20 protein-coding genes are annotated in these 20494 nt (G+C 59.1%); 13 read left to right on the forward strand and 7 right to left on the reverse strand.

Translation table 11 applies throughout. The features are described 5' to 3' along the window. The first annotated feature begins 63 nt into the window (after positions 1-63). Positions 64-1410 carry a histidinol dehydrogenase gene (gene hisD / locus AO388_RS06155; protein ID WP_058397322.1) on the forward strand — a complete coding sequence of 449 codons (1347 nt, stop codon included), beginning with the start codon at positions 64-66 and terminating at the stop codon, positions 1408-1410. After that, entirely contained in the window at positions 1410-2462 is a 1053-nt protein-coding gene (gene hisC, locus AO388_RS06160) for a histidinol-phosphate transaminase (protein ID WP_058416190.1), read from the forward strand. Before hisD ends, hisC begins: the two co-directional genes overlap by 1 nt. A gap of 712 nt (positions 2463-3174) precedes the next feature. Here hisC and algW read toward each other — a convergent pair. After that, entirely contained in the window at positions 3175-4335 is a 1161-nt protein-coding gene (gene algW, locus AO388_RS06165) for a Do family serine endopeptidase AlgW (RefSeq protein ID WP_002555073.1), read from the reverse strand. A 111-nt stretch (positions 4336-4446) separates the two neighbouring features. Here algW and AO388_RS06170 point away from each other — a divergent pair, with 111 nt between their 5' ends. The 3 genes from AO388_RS06170 (at position 4447) to cysN (ending at position 8185) form a co-directional block, all read left to right on the forward strand. Continuing rightward, positions 4447-5205 carry a Nif3-like dinuclear metal center hexameric protein gene (locus tag AO388_RS06170; protein WP_003364071.1) on the forward strand — a complete coding sequence of 253 codons (759 nt, stop codon included), beginning with the start codon at positions 4447-4449 and terminating at the stop codon, positions 5203-5205. 153 nt (positions 5206-5358) lie between these two features. Next, on the forward strand, positions 5359-6276 hold the full coding sequence (gene cysD / locus AO388_RS06175) for a sulfate adenylyltransferase subunit CysD (RefSeq protein ID WP_003313577.1): 918 nt from the start codon (positions 5359-5361) through the stop codon (positions 6274-6276). Positions 6277-6286: 10 nt separating this feature from the next. Then, a complete protein-coding gene (cysN, locus tag AO388_RS06180) occupies positions 6287-8185 on the forward strand; it encodes a sulfate adenylyltransferase subunit CysN (protein ID WP_003431487.1) in 1899 nt (632 codons plus the stop codon). A 100-nt stretch (positions 8186-8285) separates the two neighbouring features. On the opposite strand, the gene AO388_RS06185 is transcribed toward cysN, so the two are convergent. Further along, positions 8286-8729: a YhcB family protein gene (locus tag AO388_RS06185; RefSeq protein WP_003364066.1), complete on the reverse strand. Its 444-nt coding sequence runs from the start codon at positions 8727-8729 to the stop codon at positions 8286-8288. Between the two features lie 145 nt (positions 8730-8874). Here AO388_RS06185 and AO388_RS06190 point away from each other — a divergent pair, with 145 nt between their 5' ends. The 3 genes from AO388_RS06190 to zapE all read left to right on the forward strand — a co-directional run bounded on the left by AO388_RS06190 (position 8875) and on the right by zapE (position 12049). Next, positions 8875-9504, forward strand: a complete 630-nt coding sequence (locus AO388_RS06190) for an alpha/beta hydrolase (RefSeq protein ID WP_003364064.1) — start codon at positions 8875-8877, stop codon at positions 9502-9504. A gap of 38 nt (positions 9505-9542) precedes the next feature. Continuing rightward, the gene (locus AO388_RS06195; RefSeq protein ID WP_058416191.1) at positions 9543-10892 is read left to right on the forward strand and encodes a tryptophan--tRNA ligase; all 1350 of its coding nucleotides are present in this window, start codon (positions 9543-9545) and stop codon (positions 10890-10892) included. A gap of 62 nt (positions 10893-10954) precedes the next feature. Next, a complete protein-coding gene (zapE, locus tag AO388_RS06200) occupies positions 10955-12049 on the forward strand; it encodes a cell division protein ZapE (protein WP_003340671.1) in 1095 nt (364 codons plus the stop codon). Positions 12050-12107: 58 nt separating this feature from the next. Here zapE and AO388_RS06205 read toward each other — a convergent pair whose 3' ends face one another. Then, positions 12108-13013: a GlxA family transcriptional regulator gene (locus AO388_RS06205; RefSeq protein ID WP_161420698.1), complete on the reverse strand. Its 906-nt coding sequence runs from the start codon at positions 13011-13013 to the stop codon at positions 12108-12110. Between the two features lie 494 nt (positions 13014-13507). On the opposite strand from AO388_RS06205, the gene rplM reads away from it, so the two are divergent. The 4 genes from rplM (at position 13508) to AO388_RS06225 (ending at position 15679) form a co-directional block, all read left to right on the forward strand. Beyond that, entirely contained in the window at positions 13508-13936 is a 429-nt protein-coding gene (rplM, locus tag AO388_RS06210; protein ID WP_002555065.1) for a 50S ribosomal protein L13, read from the forward strand. A gap of 14 nt (positions 13937-13950) precedes the next feature. Further along, positions 13951-14343: a 30S ribosomal protein S9 gene (gene rpsI, locus AO388_RS06215; protein ID WP_002555064.1), complete on the forward strand. Its 393-nt coding sequence runs from the start codon at positions 13951-13953 to the stop codon at positions 14341-14343. Positions 14344-14624: 281 nt separating this feature from the next. Further along, the gene (locus AO388_RS06220) at positions 14625-15242 is read left to right on the forward strand and encodes a glutathione S-transferase N-terminal domain-containing protein (RefSeq protein WP_007248965.1); all 618 of its coding nucleotides are present in this window, start codon (positions 14625-14627) and stop codon (positions 15240-15242) included. A gap of 17 nt (positions 15243-15259) precedes the next feature. Beyond that, entirely contained in the window at positions 15260-15679 is a 420-nt protein-coding gene (locus tag AO388_RS06225; RefSeq protein ID WP_003313571.1) for a ClpXP protease specificity-enhancing factor, read from the forward strand. 59 nt (positions 15680-15738) lie between these two features. Here the strand turns inward: AO388_RS06225 and AO388_RS06230 are convergent, their stop codons facing one another. From AO388_RS06230 to AO388_RS06245, 4 genes are all read right to left on the reverse strand, one after another. Next, entirely contained in the window at positions 15739-16317 is a 579-nt protein-coding gene (locus AO388_RS06230; RefSeq protein WP_003364054.1) for a BON domain-containing protein, read from the reverse strand. Further along, positions 16314-16907, reverse strand: coding sequence for a phosphoheptose isomerase (locus AO388_RS06235; RefSeq protein ID WP_003418801.1), 594 nt, complete (start codon positions 16905-16907; stop codon positions 16314-16316). Before AO388_RS06235 ends, AO388_RS06230 begins: the two co-directional genes overlap by 4 nt. 171 nt (positions 16908-17078) lie before the next feature. Next, on the reverse strand, positions 17079-17453 hold the full coding sequence (locus AO388_RS06240; protein ID WP_170846025.1) for a YraN family protein: 375 nt from the start codon (positions 17451-17453) through the stop codon (positions 17079-17081). Next, positions 17450-19264 carry a penicillin-binding protein activator gene (locus AO388_RS06245; protein WP_024662621.1) on the reverse strand — a complete coding sequence of 605 codons (1815 nt, stop codon included), beginning with the start codon at positions 19262-19264 and terminating at the stop codon, positions 17450-17452. The genes AO388_RS06240 and AO388_RS06245 overlap by 4 nt, the downstream gene beginning before the upstream one ends. A 280-nt stretch (positions 19265-19544) precedes the next feature. On the opposite strand from AO388_RS06245, the gene rsmI reads away from it, so the two are divergent. Further along, a complete protein-coding gene (gene rsmI, locus AO388_RS06250; protein ID WP_003431476.1) occupies positions 19545-20414 on the forward strand; it encodes a 16S rRNA (cytidine(1402)-2'-O)-methyltransferase in 870 nt (289 codons plus the stop codon). Positions 20415-20494: the final 80 nt, after the last annotated feature.

The following is a 20494-nucleotide window of genomic DNA, read 5'->3' on the forward strand; positions in this document are numbered from 1 at the left end:
GCCTGCGCGGATAGCTTGGTAGCTTTAGGCTCCTGAGCATCCGCCAATTATTGAGGCCCCGCTATGACCACTCCCACTGCAATTCGCCGACTCGACGCTGCTGACCCGGATTTCGCACGACATCTGGATCATCTGCTGAGCTGGGAAAGTGTGTCTGACGATTCGGTCAACCAGCGCGTGCTCGACATCATCAAGGCGGTGCGTGAGCGGGGCGACGCGGCGCTGGTCGAGTTCACCCAGAAGTTCGACGGGCTACAGGTTGCGTCGATGGCCGACCTGATCCTGCCTCGCCAGCGCCTGGAGCTAGCGTTGACGCGCATTACCCCGGTTCAGCGCGAAGCCCTGGAAAAGGCCGCCGAGCGTGTACGCAGCTACCACGAAAAGCAGAAGCAGGATTCCTGGAGCTACACCGAGGCCGACGGCACGGTGCTGGGCCAGAAGGTCACGCCGCTGGACCGTGCAGGCCTGTACGTGCCGGGTGGCAAGGCTTCCTACCCGTCTTCGGTATTGATGAACGCCATACCGGCCAAGGTGGCAGGCGTGACCGAAGTGGTCATGGTCGTGCCGACGCCGCGTGGTGAAATCAACGAGCTGGTGCTGGCCGCTGCCTGTATTGCAGGGGTTGACCGGGTGTTCACCATTGGCGGGGCACAAGCTGTTGCCGCGCTGGCGTACGGCACTGAAAGCGTGCCGAAAGTCGACAAGGTGGTCGGTCCTGGCAACATTTACGTGGCGACCGCCAAGCGTCATGTGTTCGGCCAGGTGGGGATCGACATGATCGCCGGTCCTTCCGAAATTCTGGTGGTGTGTGACGGCCAGACCGATCCTGACTGGATTGCCATGGACCTGTTCTCCCAGGCCGAGCACGACGAAGATGCCCAGGCCATTCTGGTCAGTCCGGATGCCGAATTTCTCGACAAGGTCGCCGCCAGCATCACCCGTCTGCTACCGACCATGGAGCGGGCGGCCATCGTCGAAACGTCGATCAATGGCCGCGGTGCGCTGATAAAGGTGGCTGACATGGCCCAGGCTATCGAAGTCGCCAATCGCATTGCGCCCGAGCACCTTGAACTGTCGGTCGCCGATCCGGAAGCCTGGCTGCCGCAGATCCGCCATGCGGGTGCGATCTTCATGGGGCGCCACACCTCCGAAGCACTGGGCGACTACTGCGCAGGTCCCAACCATGTGTTGCCGACCTCTGGCACGGCGCGTTTCTCTTCGCCGCTGGGCGTCTACGATTTCCAGAAGCGCTCGTCGATCATCTATTGCTCGCCGCAAGGTGCGTCCGAGCTGGGCAAGACAGCGTCCGTGCTGGCTCGTGGCGAATCCCTGAGCGGCCACGCGCGCAGTGCCGAATATCGAATCACTGACCCTGACTGGAAAGCAGGCAACACAGAGGACGGCAAATAATGAGCAAATTCTGGAGCCCTTTTGTCAGCGATCTGGTGCCTTATGTGCCGGGCGAACAGCCGAAGCTGACCCGACTGGTCAAGCTTAATACCAATGAAAACCCGTATGGCCCTTCGCCAAAGGCCATCGACGCCATGCGCGCTGCGCTGACCGACGACTTGCGTCTGTACCCGGACCCCAACAGTGATCTGCTCAAGCACGCTGTCGCCGATTACTACAAGGTGCAGCCCAATCAGGTGTTCCTGGGCAATGGCTCGGATGAAGTGCTGGCGCACATTTTCCACGCTTTGTTTCAGCACGATGCTCCGCTGCTGTTCCCGGATATCAGCTACAGCTTCTATCCGGTGTATTGCGGCCTGTATGGCATCGACTATGAAACGGTGTCGCTGGACGCGCAGTTCCAGATCCGTGCTGTGGACTATGCCAAGCCGAATGCCGGGATCATCTTCCCCAACCCGAATGCGCCGACGGGTTGCCTGCTCGGTCTGGACAAGGTCGAGCAGATCATCAAGGCCAGCCCGGATTCGGTGGTGGTCGTCGATGAAGCATATATCGACTTTGGTGGCGAGACGGCCATTACGCTGATCGACCGTTACCCGAACCTGCTGGTCACTCAGACCCTGTCCAAGTCGCGCTCGCTGGCCGGTCTGCGCGTTGGCCTGGCGGTGGGGCATCCTGACCTGATCGAGGCGCTGGAGCGGGTCAAGAATAGCTTCAACTCCTACCCGCTGGACCGCATGGCCAACGTGGGAGGGGCAGCGGCTTTCGAGGATCGCGAGCACTTCGAGACGACCTGCAACAAGGTCATCGAAAGCCGCGAGGCGCTGGTCGAGCAGTTGCAGGGCAAGGGCTTTGAAGTGCTGCCATCGGCAGCCAACTTCATCTTCGCTCGCCACCCGCAACACGATGCCGCAGCACTGGCCGCCAAACTGCGCGAGCAGGGCGTTATCGTCCGCCACTTCAAACAGCAGCGAATCGCCCAGTTCCTGCGTATCAGCATCGGCACGCCAGAGCAGCATCAGGCGTTGCTGGAAGGTCTGGGCGACATCTGAGACGCGGATCGGTCAGCCCGAAAACGGGCTGACCTTGCGCTGCCACAGCATCATCGATGCCGCAGAGCATCCGCATGGCCTGGAAACACCGCCGACCTATGTGAGTAATCCAAACGGCTCGAAAACACCCCGGACCTGTGTGGGAGCGAGCTTGCTCGCGAAGAGGCCCGTTCAGCCTCTGAAACTCCATTGATCAGGTAATCCGCCTTCGCGAGCAAGCTCGCTCCCACAAGATCATCGCTGCCGCAGAGCATCTACATTGCTTGAAACACTTCGGACCTGTGTGAGTGTCTCGCATGGCTTGAAAACACTCCGGATCTGTGTGGGAGCGAGCTTGCTCGCGAAGAGGCCCGTTCAGCCTCTGAAACTCCATTGATCAGGTAATCCGCCTTCGCGAGCAAGCTCGCTCCCACAAGATCTCGCTGCCGCAGAGCATCCACATGGCTTGAAACACTTCGGACCTGTGTGAGTGTCTCGCATGGCTTGAAACACTTCGGACCTGTGTGAGTGTCTCGCATGGCTTGAAAACACTCCGGACCTGTGGGAGCGAGCTTGCTCGCGAAAAGGCCTGCACAAGCGCCGAAAATGCATCGATTGAAACACTTTCTTCGCGAGCAAGCTCGCCCCTCACGCCCTTCGGGCAGAAGCCCGGACGCCCTTTATTCCCGGCGTCACAGATCTGTGCTGTACCGCACTTTCAGGTAATGGCGCATCACTCCGGCGCTGCGGCGGGTGTCGGGGCGGGTGGTGGGCGTAGGCCGACTTCGGCGCTCAGGCGCATTTCCTTGCCGTTGCGCATCACGTCGATAGCAATCTTGTCCTTGGGTTTGGTGCGCGCCACTTGGTTCATCGAGCGACGACCATCGCCGGCAGGTTCGCCATTGATGCTCAGGATCACGTCGCCCAGTTGCAGGCCGGCTTTCTGCGCCGGTCCGTCGCGGAAGATGCCGGCCACAACGATACCTGGACGATCCTTCAGCCCGAAGGATTCGGCCAGTTCCTGGGTCAGGGGTTGAACTTCGATGCCCAGCCAGCCACGAATGACCTGACCGTGCTCGATGATCGACTTCATGACATCCATTGCCAATTTGGTCGGAATAGCGAAGCCGATGCCCTGGGAGCCGCCGGACTTGGAAAAAATCGCGGTATTGATACCGATCAGATTGCCGCTGGCGTCTACCAGCGCACCGCCCGAGTTACCCGGGTTGATGGCCGCATCGGTCTGAATGAAGTCTTCATAAGTATTGAGGCCCAATTGATTGCGCCCGGTGGCACTGATGATCCCCATGGTCACGGTCTGGCCGACCCCGAACGGGTTGCCGATCGCCAGCGCAACATCGCCGATGCGGATGCTGTCAGAGCGCGCGATGGTAATCGCGGGCAGGTTTTTCAAATCGATCTTGAGCACCGCCAGGTCGGTTTCCGGGTCATTGCCGATGACCCGGGCAATGGTTTCGCGGCCGTCTTTTAGCGCTACCACGATCTGGTCAGCGCCAGTGGTGACGTGGTTGTTGGTCAGTATGTAGCCTTCAGGGCTCATCATCACGCCAGAACCCAGGCTCGATTCCATACGCTTCTGCTTGGGCGTGTTGTCGCCGAAGAAGCGGCGGAACTGCGGGTCTTCGAAAAGCGGATTGTTGCCCTTGTTGACCATCTTGGTGGTATAGAGGTTGACCACCGCGGGCGCTGCGGCAATGACCGCGTCGGCATAGGAAGACGGACCTTGCATGACGTTGGTGGTCTGTGGGGCCTGTTGCAGATTGACATCCAGGCTCGGCAGACCGACCCACTGCGGATAGCGCTGAATAATCAGCATGGCGATAAGCACGCCAGCCAGCAATGGCCAGCCGAAAAAACGCAGTGCCTTGAACATTTAACAAGTCCTGATGGTTGCGGGCGCAGAAAGTTTTGCCACGGGTGCGCCATAATGGCGGGCATTATACGAGTACAACGCAGCTCTGAACTGCATATTTAGGAGTCTTTTATGGCTGTTGCCCTGAGCACCCTGGTCGAAGAAGCCGACCGCTATCTGAACAGTGCCCGGATTCAGGATTACTGCCCCAATGGCCTGCAGGTCGAAGGGCGGCCGCAAGTCATGCGCATCGTCAGCGGCGTGACGGCCAGTCAGGCCCTGCTGGATGCGGCAGTCGATGCCCAGGCTGATCTGGTTCTGGTTCACCACGGTTATTTCTGGAAGGGCGAAAACCCGTGTGTCGTCGGCATGAAGCAGCGTCGCCTGAAGACCTTGCTCAAACACGACATCAGCCTGCTGGCCTATCACCTGCCGCTGGATGTGCATCCCGAGGTGGGCAACAACGTGCAACTGGCGCGTCAACTGGACATCACGGTCGAAGGCCCTCTGGACCCTGAAAACCCGCGTGTGGTCGGGTTGATCGGCTCGTTGTCCGAGCCCATGACTGCGCGGGATTTTGCCCGTCGCGTGCAGGATGCGCTGGGGCGTGAGCCATTGCTCATCGAAGGCAGTCAGATGATTCGCCGTGTCGGCTGGTGCACGGGCGGTGGTCAGAACTACATTGATCAGGCAGTGCTGGAAGGCGTCGATCTGTTCCTCAGTGGCGAAGCGTCAGAGCAGACGTTTCATAGCGCACGCGAGAATGACATCAGCTTCATTGCGGCCGGTCATCATGCCACCGAGCGCTATGGCGTGCAGGCGCTGGGCGATTATCTGGCGCGACGGTTTGCGCTCGAGCATATCTTCATCGACTGCCCGAACCCGATTTGAACGATCAAACAGCAGGGCATATGCATAGATCGTTTCGATCTAGCTGCGTCGCTGATTAGCGATATCACGCATGTTAAAGTGCCCGGCTCGAATACGGCCCGCTGGCCGCCCCGGGGTTTCCCGGTCCATAACGAACGCAATCCGTGAGTAGCCATGGTTGACAAACTGACGCATCTGAAACAGCTGGAGGCGGAAAGCATCCACATCATCCGCGAGGTCGCCGCCGAGTTCGATAACCCGGTGATGCTGTACTCGATCGGCAAGGATTCGGCCGTGATGCTGCACCTGGCGCGCAAGGCATTCTTCCCCGGTAAACTGCCATTCCCGGTCATGCACGTCGATACGCGCTGGAAATTTCAGGAGATGTATCGCTTCCGCGACCAGATGGTCGAGGAAATGGGGCTGGACCTGATCACCCACATCAACCCCGATGGCGTGGCACAGGGCATCAACCCGTTCACCCACGGCAGCGCCAAACACACCGACATCATGAAGACCGAGGGCCTGAAGCAGGCGCTCGACAAGCATGGTTTCGACGCCGCCTTTGGCGGTGCCCGACGCGATGAAGAAAAGTCCCGGGCCAAGGAACGCGTCTACTCGTTCCGCGACAGCAAGCACCGCTGGGACCCGAAAAACCAGCGTCCCGAGCTGTGGAACGTCTACAACGGCAACGTCAACAAAGGCGAGTCGATCCGTGTGTTCCCGCTCTCCAACTGGACCGAGCTGGACATCTGGCAGTACATCTACCTCGAAGGCATCCCGATCGTGCCGCTGTATTTCGCCGCCGAGCGCGACGTCATCGAGAAGAACGGCACGCTGATCATGATCGACGACGAGCGCATCCTCGAGCATCTCACCGATGAAGAGAAGTCGCGCATCGTCAAGAAAAAGGTCCGTTTCCGCACCCTCGGCTGCTACCCGCTGACCGGTGCTGTCGAGTCCGAAGCGACCAGCCTGACCGACATCATTCAGGAAATGTTGCTGACGCGAACTTCCGAGCGCCAGGGCCGGGTCATTGACCATGACGGCGCTGGCTCGATGGAAGAAAAGAAACGTCAGGGTTATTTCTAAGGGGTGTCACATGTCGCATCAATCTGATTTGATCAGCGAGGACATCCTCGCCTACCTGGGCCAGCACGAACGCAAGGAAATGCTGCGCTTTCTTACCTGTGGCAACGTCGATGACGGCAAGAGCACGCTGATCGGGCGTCTGCTGCACGACTCCAAGATGATCTACGAAGATCACCTGGAAGCCATCACCCGTGACTCGAAGAAGTCCGGCACCACTGGCGATGACGTCGATCTGGCGTTGCTGGTGGATGGTCTGCAGGCCGAGCGGGAGCAGGGCATCACTATCGATGTCGCCTATCGCTATTTCTCCACGGCCAAGCGCAAGTTCATCATTGCCGACACCCCGGGCCACGAGCAGTACACCCGCAACATGGCCACCGGCGCGTCGACCTGTGACCTGGCGATCATTCTGGTGGACGCGCGCTATGGCGTGCAGACCCAGACCCGTCGTCACAGCTACATCGCTTCGCTGCTGGGCATCAAGCACATCGTCGTCGCCATCAACAAGATGGACCTCAACGGCTTCGATGAAAGCGTTTTCGAGTCGATCAAGGCCGATTACCTGAAGTTTGCCGAGGGCATAGCGTTCAAGCCGACCACCATGGCTTTTGTGCCGATGTCGGCGCTCAAGGGCGACAACGTGGTGAACAAGAGCGAGCGTTCGCCGTGGTACACCGGCCAGTCGTTGATGGAAATTCTCGAAACGGTCGAAATCGCCAGCGACCGCAACTATGCGGACCTGCGTTTCCCGGTGCAGTACGTCAACCGTCCGAACCTGAACTTCCGTGGCTTCGCCGGTACGCTGGCCAGCGGCATCGTGCACAAGGGCGACGAGATCATCGTGCTGCCATCGGGCAAGAGCAGCCGTGTGAAGTCCATCGTCACCTTTGAAGGTGAGCTGGAGCAGGCCGGGCCGGGCCAGGCAGTGACGCTGACCATGGAAGACGAGATCGACATTTCCCGTGGTGACCTGCTGGTGCATGCCGACAACGTTCCGCAGGTCAGCGATGCGTTCGAGGCCATGCTGGTGTGGATGGCCGAAGAGCCGATGCTGCCGGGCAAGAAGTACGACATCAAGCGCGCCACCAGTTATGTGCCGGGCTCTATTGCCAGCATCACCCACCGGGTCGATGTGAATACGCTGGAGGAGGGCCCTGCCAGCTCGTTGCAACTGAACGAGATCGGCCGGGTCAAGGTCAGCCTCGATGCGCCCATCGCGCTGGACGGCTACAGCAGCAACCGCACCACGGGTTCGTTCATCGTCATCGATCGTTTGACCAATGGCACCGTTGCGGCAGGCATGATCATTGCCAAGCCGGTTTCAGGTGGTGGCTCGCAGCACCATGGCGAACTGGCCCACGTCTCCACAGAGGAGCGCGCGCAGCGCTTCGGTCAGCAACCGGCCACCGTGTTGTTCAGCGGCCTGTCCGGCGCGGGCAAAAGCACGCTGGCCTATGCGGTCGAGCGCAAGCTGTTCGACATGGGCCGTGCGGTCTATGTACTGGACGGTCAGAACCTGCGTCATGACCTGAACAAGGGCTTGCCACAGGATCGTGCCGGTCGTACCGAGAACTGGAGCCGTGCTGCTCATGTGGCGCGTCAGTTCAACGAAGCCGGCCTGCTGACTCTGGCCGCATTCGTTGCGCCGGACGCCGAAGGGCGTGAGCGCGCCAAGGCGCTGATCGGCAAGGATCGTCTGCTCACGGTCTATGTGCAGGCATCGCCAGCGGTCTGCCGCGAGCGTGATCCACAGGGCCTGTATGCCGCTGATGGCGACAATATCCCTGGCGAGTCCTTCCCGTATGACGTGCCGCTGAATGCCGATCTGGTGATCGACACGCAGACACTCAACGTTGAAGAAAGCGTCAGGCAGGTGCTGGATCTGCTGCGCAGCCGCGGCGCGATCTGATTCATAGCCTCTAGCAAGGGGCTTACATCTGCAGGGGATTGCAGTGTCGATCCCNCCGCAGACAATCTCTGCGGCGGGCTTTTTGTGTGGCTGTGAAAGCTTACTTCTTCAAGCCGTAATGCTCGTCCAGCATGCCCGGGGTGTTGGGCGACTTGGGGGCGTAATCCTTGGGCGTTTCAGTGTCGCGTGGCGGGGTCAGGCGGTCGCGATGATCGCGGTGCGCATGATTGGCCTCAGGGTGCAGGGCGGCCAGCAGGCGTTGGCGGGTCAGCTCGTCGAGAGCCAGGCGGTTGGCGCCCTCGGCAAGGTGTTCCTGAACATCCTGATAGCTCTGTGAAAGCTTTTGTACCAGATTGGCCGTGCTGTTGAAGTGCGTGACTACCTCGTTCTGATAGGTGTCGAAACGCTCCTGAATGTCATCCAGCTGGCGCTGGGTGCTGTTCGGAACGGTGTTGGGCAGCAGGCGTGCCACCAGAAAACCAATGACGACACCGGCCACCAGGGCGAGCGTCGGCAACAACCAGACTAAGAGCGAGTGTTCCACGAGTCCTTCCTCTATAAACGGCTTTGCTTTACGTTAACGGCTCGAACCTGCGCTGTATACCCGCGACGTATCGTTGATATGCATGCCGCAGACAATCAGCTAGACGAGTCGACCCATTTCGAGGTCACGGAGTTCTGTTTTGCTCATGCGTGAAACCCCATTATTTATCGATGGCCCTGAGGGCCAGCTCGAAGCGCTGTATCAGGACGTCCCCGACGCCCGAGGTGTTGCACTGATCTGCCATCCTAACCCGATACAGGGCGGAACGATGCTCAATAAAGTCGTTTCGACGTTGCAGCGCACCGCACGCGATCAGGGTTTGATCACATTGCGCTTCAATTATCGCGGCGTCGGCGCCAGTGCCGGTACGTCGGTTGCCGGGCCGGGCGAGATTGATGATGCCCAGGCAGCCGCCCGATGGCTGCGGGCGCAACATCCGGATCTGCCGATGACCCTGTTCGGATTTTCCTTTGGCGGCTACGTTGCTGCAAACCTGGGTGGCAGGCTGGAAGCGCAGGGTGAAAAGCTCACGCACGTGTTTCTGGTTGCTGCTGCGGCTTCGCGGCTCGAGGATCAGAGCGTGCTGCCCCAGGCTTGCCCGCTGACGATCATTCAGCCCGAGAACGACGAAGTGATCGAGCCCGAGACCGTCTATGCATGGTCCGCCGCGTTGCAACGTCCCCATGAGCTGCTGAAAGTGGCAGAATGCGGACACTTTTTTCACGGCAAGCTGACTGATCTGAAAGATCTGCTCCTGCCGCGACTTTCCAGCTGATTGCAGCCGTATTGCATCCTATTGATAAGCGACCTGCCATGACCACTCGTATCCTGACCGGTATCACGACCACCGGCACTCCCCATCTGGGCAACTACGCGGGCGCCATTCGCCCGGCCATTGTCGCCAGCCGTCAGAGCGATTTCGACTCGTTCTACTTTCTGGCCGACTACCACGCGCTGATCAAATGCGATGACCCGCTGCGCATTCAGCGCTCGCGTCTGGAAATCGCCGCGACCTGGCTGGCAGCGGGGCTGGACGTTGATCGTGTGACCTTCTATCGCCAGTCGGACATTCCCGAAATCCCGGAACTGACCTGGCTGCTCACCTGCGTCGCGGCCAAGGGCCTGCTCAATCGCGCCCACGCCTACAAGGCGTCGGTGGACAAGAACGTGGAAAGTGGCGAAGACCCGGATGCAGGCATCACCATGGGGCTGTACAGCTACCCGGTGCTGATGGCTGCCGACATCCTGATGTTCAATGCGCATCAGGTTCCGGTAGGGCGTGATCAGATTCAGCACGTTGAAATGGCCCGCGATATAGGCCAGCGTTTCAATCACCTGTTCGGCAATGGCAAGGAGTTCTTCGTCATGCCCGAGGCATTGATCGAAGAGAGCGTAGCCACGCTGCCAGGCCTGGACGGTCGCAAGATGTCCAAGAGTTACGACAACACCATCCCGTTGTTCAGCGGTGCCAAGGACATGAAAGGCGCGATATCGCGCATCGTCACCGACTCGCGTGCGCCGGGCGAAGCGAAAGACCCGGACACCTCGCACCTGTTTACTCTGTACCAGGCGTTCTCGACGGCCGAGCAGTGCGCTGAATTCCGCTCTGACCTGTTGCAGGGCCTGGGCTGGGGCGAAGCCAAGAATCGTCTGTTCACGTTGCTGGATGCACAACTGAGCGAACCCCGTGAAAAGTATCTGGGGCTGATCGAGCGTCCTGCCGATCTCGAAGACATCCTGCTCGCTGGCGCGCAGAAAGCCCGTCGCGTCGCCACTCCGTTTCTCGAGCAATTGCGCGAGGCGGTGGGCCTGCGGTCGTTCCGTACCGTGGTGCAGAACGCCGACACCGGCAAGAAAAAGGCCAGCAAGGGCGCTCGTTTCGTCAGCTTCCGTGAAGACGACGGCAGCTTCCGTTTCCGCCTGCTGGCAGCCGATGGCGAGCAGTTGCTGTTGTCGCGCAACTTTGCCGATGGCAAGGCTGCAGGCGTGGTCAGCAAGCAGTTGCAGCAGGGCGGCGAACTGGACCTGCGCAGCGAAGACGATCGCTTCACGCTGTGGCTGGACGGCGCCTGTGTGGCGGACAGTCCGGTATTCGCCGACGCTGCCGCGCGCGACAGTGCCATCGAAACTCTCAAGCTGGCGCTCGCTCCTCAACAGGACTGATTGCCAATCCCCGGGGTCGTCGCTACAGTGACGACCCGTTTTTGTTGCCTTGCTAACGAATTATGACGCCCCTAGAACGATATCAAGCTGATCTGAAACGCCCGGACTTCTTTCACGATGCCGCGCAGGAAAACGCTGTGCGTCATCTGCAGCGCCTGTACGACGATCTGATCGCCGCTCACGACAGCAAGCCTGGCCTGTTCGGCAAACTGTTCGGCAAGAAAGAGCAGACGCTGGTCAAGGGGCTGTACTTCTGGGGTGGCGTAGGCCGCGGCAAGACGTATCTGGTCGATACGTTCTTCGACGCACTGCCGTTCCAGGACAAGGTCCGTACGCACTTCCACCGCTTCATGAAGCGCGTGCACGAAGAGATGAAGACCCTCAAGGGCGAGAAAAACCCGCTGACGATCATCGCCAGGCGGTTTTCCGACGAGGCGCGGGTCATCTGCTTCGACGAGTTTTTCGTCTCCGATATCACCGATGCCATGATCCTCGGCACGCTGATGGAAGAGCTGTTCAAGAACGGCGTGACGCTGGTGGCTACGTCCAACATCGTCCCGGACGGCCTGTACAAGGACGGCCTGCAGCGGGCGCGTTTCCTGCCGGCCATCGCGCTGATCAAGCAGAACACCGACATCGTCAACGTCGACAGTGGCGTCGATTACCGTCTGCGCCACCTGGAACAGGCCGAACTGTTTCACTTTCCGCTTAACGAAGTTGCACAGGAAAGCCTGCGTAAAAGCTTCAAGGCCCTGACGCCGGATTGCGCAGAAACCATCGAAAACGATGTGTTGATGATCGAAAATCGCGAGATCCGCGCGCTGCGCACCTGTGACGACGTGGCTTGGTTCGACTTCCGTGAATTGTGCGACGGCCCGCGCAGTCAGAACGATTACATCGAGCTGGGCAAGATCTTCCATGCCGTGCTGATCAGCGGCGTCGAGCAGATGGACGTTGCTACTGACGACATCGCCCGGCGCTTTATCAACATGGTCGACGAGTTCTACGATCGCAACGTCAAGCTGATCATCTCGGCCGAGGTTGAATTGAAGGACCTGTACACCGGCGGCCGGTTGATGTTCGAGTTCCAGCGTACCCTCAGCCGCCTGCTGGAAATGCAATCCCACGAATTCCTCTCGCGGGCGCACAAGCCTTAGCAGTTGCGGCGAGCTTCAGGCGACAGGCCTGAAGCTCGATCACGCTGCGCCTTGTACCTCAAAGCCGCTCTTTATGGCCTTCGAACTGTTGCCGGTACTGATTGGGTGACAGCTCGGTGTGCTGGCGGAACAGTCGGGCAAAGAAGCTGGCGTCGTCGTAGCCCACTTCATAGCTGATGGTCTTGATGCTCTTGCGCGTCCCAGAGAGCAATCCCTTCGCCGTTTCGATCCGCAGTCTTTGCAGGTAATGCAGTGGCTTGTCGCCCGTGGCGGTCTGAAAGCGGCGCATGAAATTGCGAATGCTCATGCCATGCTCGCGGGCCACGTCTTCAAAGCGGAACTTGTCGGCAAAGTGCTCTTCCAGCCAGTGCTGAATTTGCAGGATGACCACGTCCTGATGAAGCTTCTGACCGCCAAAACCGATTCGCCCCGGCGAGTAGGTGCGACGCACTTCATAGAGGATGTCGCGGGCGACGGCCTGGGCGACATTGGCGCCGCAGAAGCGCTCGATCAGATAAATATACAGATCGCAGGCTGAGGTCGTGCCGCCCGCGCAATACACGTTGTCGGCGTCGGTGAGGTGCTTCTCTTGATTGAGCAGGACCTTGGGATAGCGCTCGGCAAATGCGCTGAAAAAACGCCAGTAGGTCGTCGCTTCCTTGCCGTCCAGCAAGCCGGCTTCGGCAAGCCAGTAGACGCCGGTGGCTTCGGCGCAGAGTACGGCGCCGTTGGCGTGCTGTTCGCGCAACCACGGCAGGGTCTGTGGATAACGCTGACAGAGGGTTTCAAAATCGTCCCAGAAGGCCGGGATGACGATAATGTCGCTCTGGCACAGCGCGCCGTCGACCGGCAGGGTGACATCGCTGAAGCTGCTGACAGGCAGCCCGTCGGGGCTGACCAGGCGCGTTTCGAAGGCGGGCACCAGGCCGTGGCCCAGTTGCTTGCTGTAGCGCAGGCTCGCCAGGTGGAAGAAGTCCTTGGCCTGCATGACAGTGGAGGCAAACATCTTGTCCGTGGTCAGAATACTTACGCGGCGCAGAGGAGTGGCGTGTCGGATCGGCATAATCGTTATTCTTATATGGGTAAATGGTCAAGCTACGGCTGGATCGTCTTATTTTTTGCCAAAACTGTCCAGTCTCGTTACGTGGAGCCCCTTGGCAGGGCACCCATGATGGCTTTGTGCTAAGAGGGTCAATATCCGCCAATCCACGCCTCGCAGGCAATAAACAGAATGTGAACAAAAAATCCGGTTGAGGTTATTTTTACAGTCTGTATAATCCGCCAGCTCTTTGCAGTGGAAGTGATGCGCCGTCTGCCGAAGAATCTTGCCGTATAACGGACGCGCTGACCCGAGCCCCCGATAGCGTCTGTTTCCGGCTGCCTTTGACTTGTCAAAGTACGCACTATTCAGTAAGATCCGCCGTCTAATTTTCAGGGCGGCCCCTGAGGCTATAAAGAATGAAAACTTTTACTGCTAAACCGGAAACAGTTAAGCGCGACTGGTTCGTCGTCGACGCTGCTGGTCAGACCCTGGGTCGTCTGGCCACCGAAATCGCGAGCCGTCTGCGTGGCAAGCACAAACCGGAATACACTCCGCACGTTGATACCGGCGACTACATCGTCGTGATCAATGCCGAGCAGATCCGCGTTACTGGTGCCAAGACCACCGACAAGATCTACTACTCACACTCCGGTTTTCCGGGCGGGATCAAGTCGATCAACTTCGAAAAGCTGATCGCCAAAGCTCCTGAGCGCGTGATCGAGACCGCGGTCAAAGGCATGCTGCCTAAGAACCCGCTGGGTCGCGACATGTATCGTAAGCTGAAAGTCTATGCGGGCGCTGTACACCCTCATACTGCTCAGCAGCCCCAAGAACTGAAGTTTTAACGGAATAGTTCATTATGTCGGCGACTCAAAATTACGGCACTGGCCGTCGCAAGACCGCAACCGCTCGCGTTTTCCTGCGTCCGGGTACTGGTAACATCTCGATCAACAACCGCTCCCTGGACAATTTCTTCGGCCGCGAAACTGCCCGCATGGTAGTTCGTCAGCCGCTGGAACTGACCGAGACCGTTGAAAAGTTCGACATCTACGTCACCGTTATCGGTGGCGGCGTAAGTGGTCAGGCTGGCGCAATCCGCCACGGTATCACTCGCGCTCTGATGCAGTACGACGAGACACTGCGCGGTGCTCTGCGTAAAGCAGGCTTCGTGACTCGCGATGCTCGTGAAGTTGAACGTAAGAAAGTCGGTCTGCGTAAAGCGCGTAAGCGTCCGCAGTACTCGAAGCGTTAATACGCTCTTCGTTCAAAGAAAGAACGTCCATCCCCTCGCGGGGCTGGGCGTTTTTTTATGGGCGTGATTTTTACGGTCATGATGTTTTTGCGTTGCTCGTTTTACGTCGATATTGTGAAATTTATCCGCCTGTCGACGAAGATTACGGAATTTACATCGCGTAAATGAGCTATCTTGTGGCCCGCGACGAACGCCTGTCATGTTGTGTTCATTATCGGATGCGCCCTTGAAGCGCGTTCGTTCGTCTGTCCGATAAATTTTAACAAGCGAGGAGGATCGCCATGGGCGTGACCAACCGGTTGGCCTGCTACTCCGACCCCGCCGACCACTATTCTCATCGCGTACGCATTGTGCTCGCCGAGAAGGGTGTCAGCGCCGAAATCATTGAAGTGGTGGCAGGTCGTCATCCGCCGCAGCTGATTGAAGTAAATCCATACGGCAGCGTGCCGACCCTCGTCGATCGTGACCTGGCGTTGTACGAGTCGACCGTGGTGATGGAGTATCTGGATGAGCGCTATCCACATCCGCCTCTGCTGCCTGTCTATCCGGTTGCCCGTGCCAACAGTCGTTTGCTGATCCATCGTATCCAGAGAGACTGGTGTGGCCTTGTCGACCTGATTCTGGATACGCGCAGCAAAGAGCCTGCTCGTGTTCAGGCGCGCAAGGAGCTCCGCGAGAGTCTGGCCGGGGTTTCTCCGTTGTTCGCGGAAAAAGCTTTTTTCATGAGCGACGAGCTAAGTCTTGTTGACTGCTGTCTACTCCCCATACTCTGGCGTTTGCCAATTTTGGGTATTGAATTGCCGCGGCCTGCCAAGCCGCTGCTTGATTACATGGAGCGCCAATTTGCGCGTGAGGCTTTTCAGGCGAGTCTGTCTGCTGCCGAACGTGAAATGCGCTAAGGCTTAAGGAGCCGTTAATGAACTCCAGTCGCCCTTATCTTGTTCGTGCTCTTTACGAGTGGATCGTCGATAACGATTGCACCCCGCATGTGCTGGTCAATGCGGATTACCCGTCGGTGCAGGTCCCGCAAGGGTTTGCCAATGACGGGCAGATTGTCTTGAATGTTTCGCCGAGTGCCGTGCGTCATCTGCATATGGATAACGAAGCGGTGAGCTTCGAAGGCCGCTTCGGCGGTGTGCCGCACACGCTTTATGTACCTGTCGCTGCCATCCTGGGTATTTATGCCCGCGAGAACGGTCAGGGCATGGTTTTCGATCTGGAGCCCTCCATGGAAGAGGGCGAAGAAATCGAGATCGAGATCGAAGACGATACGCCTCCGCCAGACAGCGAACCGCCTCGTCCGAGTGGCAGGCCGAGTCTGAAGGTCGTGAAGTAAAAACCGGCAATAAAAAAGGCGATCTTCGGATCGCCTTTTTCATGCCTGTCGGTTACCCGTCAGTCGATGTACTCGAAGAGTTTGACGATCTTCTGCACGCCGGAGACGCCCTGTACCAGGTTGGTGGCGCGATTGGCTTCGTCCTGGGTTACCAGGCCCAGCAGGAAGACGATGCCGTTCTCGGTCACCACCTTGATGCGCGAGCCGGGAATGGATGCGTCAGCGATCATCTGGCTTTTGATCTTGGTGGTCAGCCAGGCGTCATTGTTGCGCGCCAGCAGCGAGGAGGGTGCCATCACCTGCAGTTCGTTGTTGACCTTCTTGACGCGCTGAACAGCGCTGGCGGCCTGTTCGGCCATTGCCTTGAGGTCGGCACGCGGTGTCTGGCCAGCCAGCAGCACGATGCCGTTGAAGCTGGTCACGACGATGTGCGAGCCCTCTGCGAGGTCAGGGTTGGCCTTGGAGATGTTGACGGCTGCCTTGGTCTCGATCAGTGAATCGTCGATCTTGCTGCCGAAGGTGCGCGTGCCGCGATCGTCTTCGATCGGTTTTTCGCGAGTGGCCGTGATCACCGAACTGCATCCGGTGATGCTGAGGCACAGTGTCAGAACCAGTAGGCTGAGACGATTAGGGGTCATTCTTCACTCCCGAACAGTTGGCTGTCGATCAAATCGCAAAGGCAATGGATCGCCAGCAGATGGACTTCTTGTATGCGTGCCGTGACATTGGCGGGTACGCGGATCTCCACATCCTCGGGCAATAGCAGCGAGGCCATGCCGCCACCGTCGCGTCCTGTCAATGCTACGACAATCATTTCGCGATCATGTGCGGCCTGGATGGCTTGAATAATATTCGCCGAGTTGCCGCTGGTGGAAATGGCCAGCAACACATCGCCTGGCTGACCCAGCGCGCGAATCTGTTTGGAGAAGATTTCGTTGTAGCTGTAATCGTTGGCGATCGAGGTGATCGTCGAGCTGTCGGTGGTCAGTGCAATCGCTGGCAGGCTCGGCCGCTCGCGCTCGAAGCGGTTGAGCAGTTCCGAGGAGAAGTGCTGTGCATCGCCCGCTGAACCGCCATTGCCGCATGCGAGCATCTTGCCCTCGTTGAGCAGGGCATTGACCATGACCTGACTGGCTTGCTCGATAAAGGGTGCAAGGACTTCCATCGCCTGTTGCTTGGTTTCGATGCTGGCCTGGAACAGCCGGCGAATTCGGGATTGCATGTCCATCAATGTGACCTTAATTAGAGCGTACGGCGGCGGGACGGATGCGCCGGGTTCTCCCGGGAGCTATCCGGCACACAAGGTGTGCAGCCGGCAAAACAAATAGCGAAATCGGTGACGGTTAGTAGTGTGTTGCAGGTCATGACTCAAGTCGGATTGCTGCTTCACTGCGCCAGGTCAGCTGTCAAAAGCGCTCTTGATCCAGTTCAGTGGTGCGGCCTTGCCGGGCTCGCCTTCAATGGCGATCACGTCGAAACGGCAGGGGTGATTGGCCCAGGCCGTTGCGTGCTGCAGAAAAAGCTGTGCGGCTGTGACGAGTTTCTCCTGCTTGCGAAAATCGACGCTTTCCGTGGCGCCGCCCCATCCTGAATGGCGCCGGTAGCGAACTTCGACGAATACTACTGTATCGCCGTCAAGCATGACTAGATCAAGCTCGCCGCGTTTGCATAACCAGTTTTGTTCAATCAGGCGCAGGCCCTGCTGCTGCAAAAACTGCAGGGCGAAGGCTTCGGCCTCGCGCCCTGCTTGCTGGCGGGTGCTGCGTTGCATCAAGGAGCGGTGTCCGGCAGGCGCTGGATCTTGCCGTCGACGAACTCGGCCCATGGCAGCTGGCGTTCGACGCGGCGGCCAGGGTTCAGGCTGAGGCTACCGGACAGCCCGTCAATGCGGCTGTCAGGCATCGCCTTGAGTTGAGCGAGGCGCGGCGCCAGGCGATACGCGTCGATACCCATCGCATACAGACGACCCAGGCTGCCTGCAGCCTGTGGCCATTGTGCGGTGACCTGCTGGCGCAGCGGGTCTTCGGCGTTCAGCAGCCATGGCGTTTCGCAGAAGCGCACGCCATTCAGGTCCATGTATTGGGCGTGATCGTTGCTGTTGGTGAACAGGTGCGAAGTGGCATAGACCGGAACGTCACCGGCGTACTGGAAGACCATGGTGGGTTTGATCTGTTGCGCTTGTTGTGGCGTCGCGGCGAGGAACATGAAGTCGATGTCCTGGCGACGGCTCGGCTGAGCTGCGATCTGAGTGCCGGCCGTGCTTTGCAGGCGCTGAGCGCGGCCTTCGCTATTGCGCAGCTGGAACAGGTCGGCGACCTGCTGTGCCAGTTCTACCGGCTGATCAACGTGCTCTGCAGCGATCAGCGTACCGCCCTTGGCTTGCCAGCTCTTGCGGAAGGCATCCAGCACGCGGTCGCCCCACTCACCTTTCGGAACCATCGCCACGGCGCTGCGCTTGCCGTCCGCCCAGGCACGACGAGCAACCTCGCGGGCTTCGTCTTCTGCGGCCAGGCCGAACTGATACAGCTGCGCCGGGCCTTCATTGCTGGTATCGCTGTAGTTCAGCGCCAGTGTAGTAATAGGCAACTGCTGACGGCTGTTCAGTTGTTTGACGAGATTCTTTTCCAGCGGACCGACGACCAGTTGCACACCAGCGGCCTGAGCCTGACGGTAGAACTCGTCCATCGAGGTGATTCGCGAGCTGTCGAAGACCTGAATGGCCGGAGGATTCTCACCTGCTTGCTGAGCCTGGAAGTGCGCGGCCATGAAGCCTTCGCGCAGCGCCTTGGCGACTGCGGCCAATTGGCCATCCTGCGGCAGCAGCAGGGCAATTTTGGTAATCGGCTCGCTGGTCAGTGCACGCAGCTGCGCGAGAGCGGTTGGCAGTTGCAGTGCAGCAGGGTGTTTCGGATTCTGCGCTTTCCAGCTGTCGATGGCAGCCTGTTGCTGCTCAAGCGTGCCTGCGCCCTTGATCGAGCGAGCCAGGTTCAGCCAGCCGCCCATATCGTCGGTCGCTGTGCTCTGCAGTTGCTCGGCGGGCAGGGCAGAGACCAGTGTCCAGATCGCGTCATTGTTGGCGCTGGCGTCTGCGCCTTGCAGCAACGGGCCGGCATAAACACGTTCATTGGCGGCTGCGAGCGCCTGGCCATCGGCTTCAAGAGCGCGTGCCTTGACCATGTGCGTGCGAATCTGCTGCTCGACCGACAGCTCGCCCAGGCGCTGCATGCTTGGATGATTCAGGGCGGTCAGCGCTGCCTTGGGTTGATTACGGCCCATCGCCAGTTCGGCGGACAGTGTGCTGGCGAAAACCTGCAAGCCGGGCTTGAGTTGATCGATTTGCACCTGTCCGAGGATTTGCGCGGCGCGTCCTGCGTCATTCTGGCGGCTGGCCAGATCGGCCGCACTCAAGCGCAGCGTTGCGGCCTGCTCGGGGGTTTTGGCGCTGGCGGCCTGCTCGAGCAGTTGCTCGATGCTGGCATCAGGGGTTCGAGGCAGCTCGCCAAGGCTGGACGAGGGCGAGCTGGCACAGGCTGCAAGGAGGGCAGCGAGGCAGAGGGCAGAGAGCAGCCGCAGACAAGCGATCATTGGTATGTTCCTGAAACTCGAGCGAATTAACGGGGGATTGTACCCAAGCGCTGGCCGGGGTGCGATGTCGAAGGTATTTAAAGCCGTGATATCAGTCGCGTTAAGGTCATCTGGCGGCCAAATCGTTCAATTGGAGAGGTGCGCCGCGTTTCTTGCTCGGGTCTGAACATGTTTTCATTCCTTTTTTGTCGGCATCCTGACGCGCGAACCGTTCCGCCGCGCCGCAGCCTGTACAATGCAGTTTTTCCAAGCACCTGTTATAACCTGCGAGGTTTGCGTTTTGACTGTTCCGGTTGTTTCGAATTCCACTCCGGGTTCGCTTTATGTAGTGGCGACTCCCATCGGCAATCTGGACGACATGAGTGTGCGAGCCTTGAAGGTGTTGCGTGAGGTCGCGCTGATCGCAGCTGAAGACACGCGCCATTCCGCACGGCTGATGCAGCACTTCGGCATCTCGACTCCATTGGCAGCCTGTCACGAACATAACGAACGTGATGAGGGTAGTCGCTTCATTACACGTCTGCTGGCCGGTGATGACGTTGCGCTGATTTCCGATGCCGGCACGCCATTGATCTCCGACCCCGGTTATCACCTGGTGCGTCAGGCGCGTGCCGCAGGTGTTCAGGTTGTACCGGTGCCGGGCGCGTGTGCCTTGATTGCGGCTCTGTCTGCGGCCGGGCTGCCGTCGGATCGATTCATTTTCGAAGGTTTTCTTCCGGCCAAGGCTGCGGGTCGCAAGGCCAGGCTCGAGCGTGTCAGGGAAGAGCCACGCACGCTGATCTACTATGAAGCGCCGCACCGCATCCTGGAGTGCCTGCAGGATATGGAGCTGGTCTTCGGTGCTGACCGTCAGGCCTTGCTGGCGCGTGAAATAACCAAAACTTTCGAAACCCTCAAGGGTCTGCCTTTGGGTGAGCTGCGTGCATTCGTCGAATCGGACAGTAATCAGCAGCGCGGAGAATGCGTGGTGCTGGTGGCTGGCTGGACGCCGCCGGATGACGAAGATGTCATTGGTGAAGAGGCTCGTCGGGTGCTGGATCTGCTGCTTGCAGAGATGCCGCTCAAGCGCGCCGCAGCGCTGGCAGCCGAAATAACCGGCGTGCGCAAGAACCTGCTGTATCAGGTGGCGCTGGAGAAACAGAAGGAGTAACGGGGGCTTTTGAAGGGGGTAAGCGAGCCACACAATGCTATTAAAGCTTGTTCTTGATGGCGTGTGCCGCTAACCTTGTC

Origin of the sequence: Pseudomonas sp. ICMP 10191 (genome assembly GCF_001467335.1) — a bacterium.
GTDB lineage: Bacteria > Pseudomonadota > Gammaproteobacteria > Pseudomonadales > Pseudomonadaceae > Aquipseudomonas > Aquipseudomonas cerasi.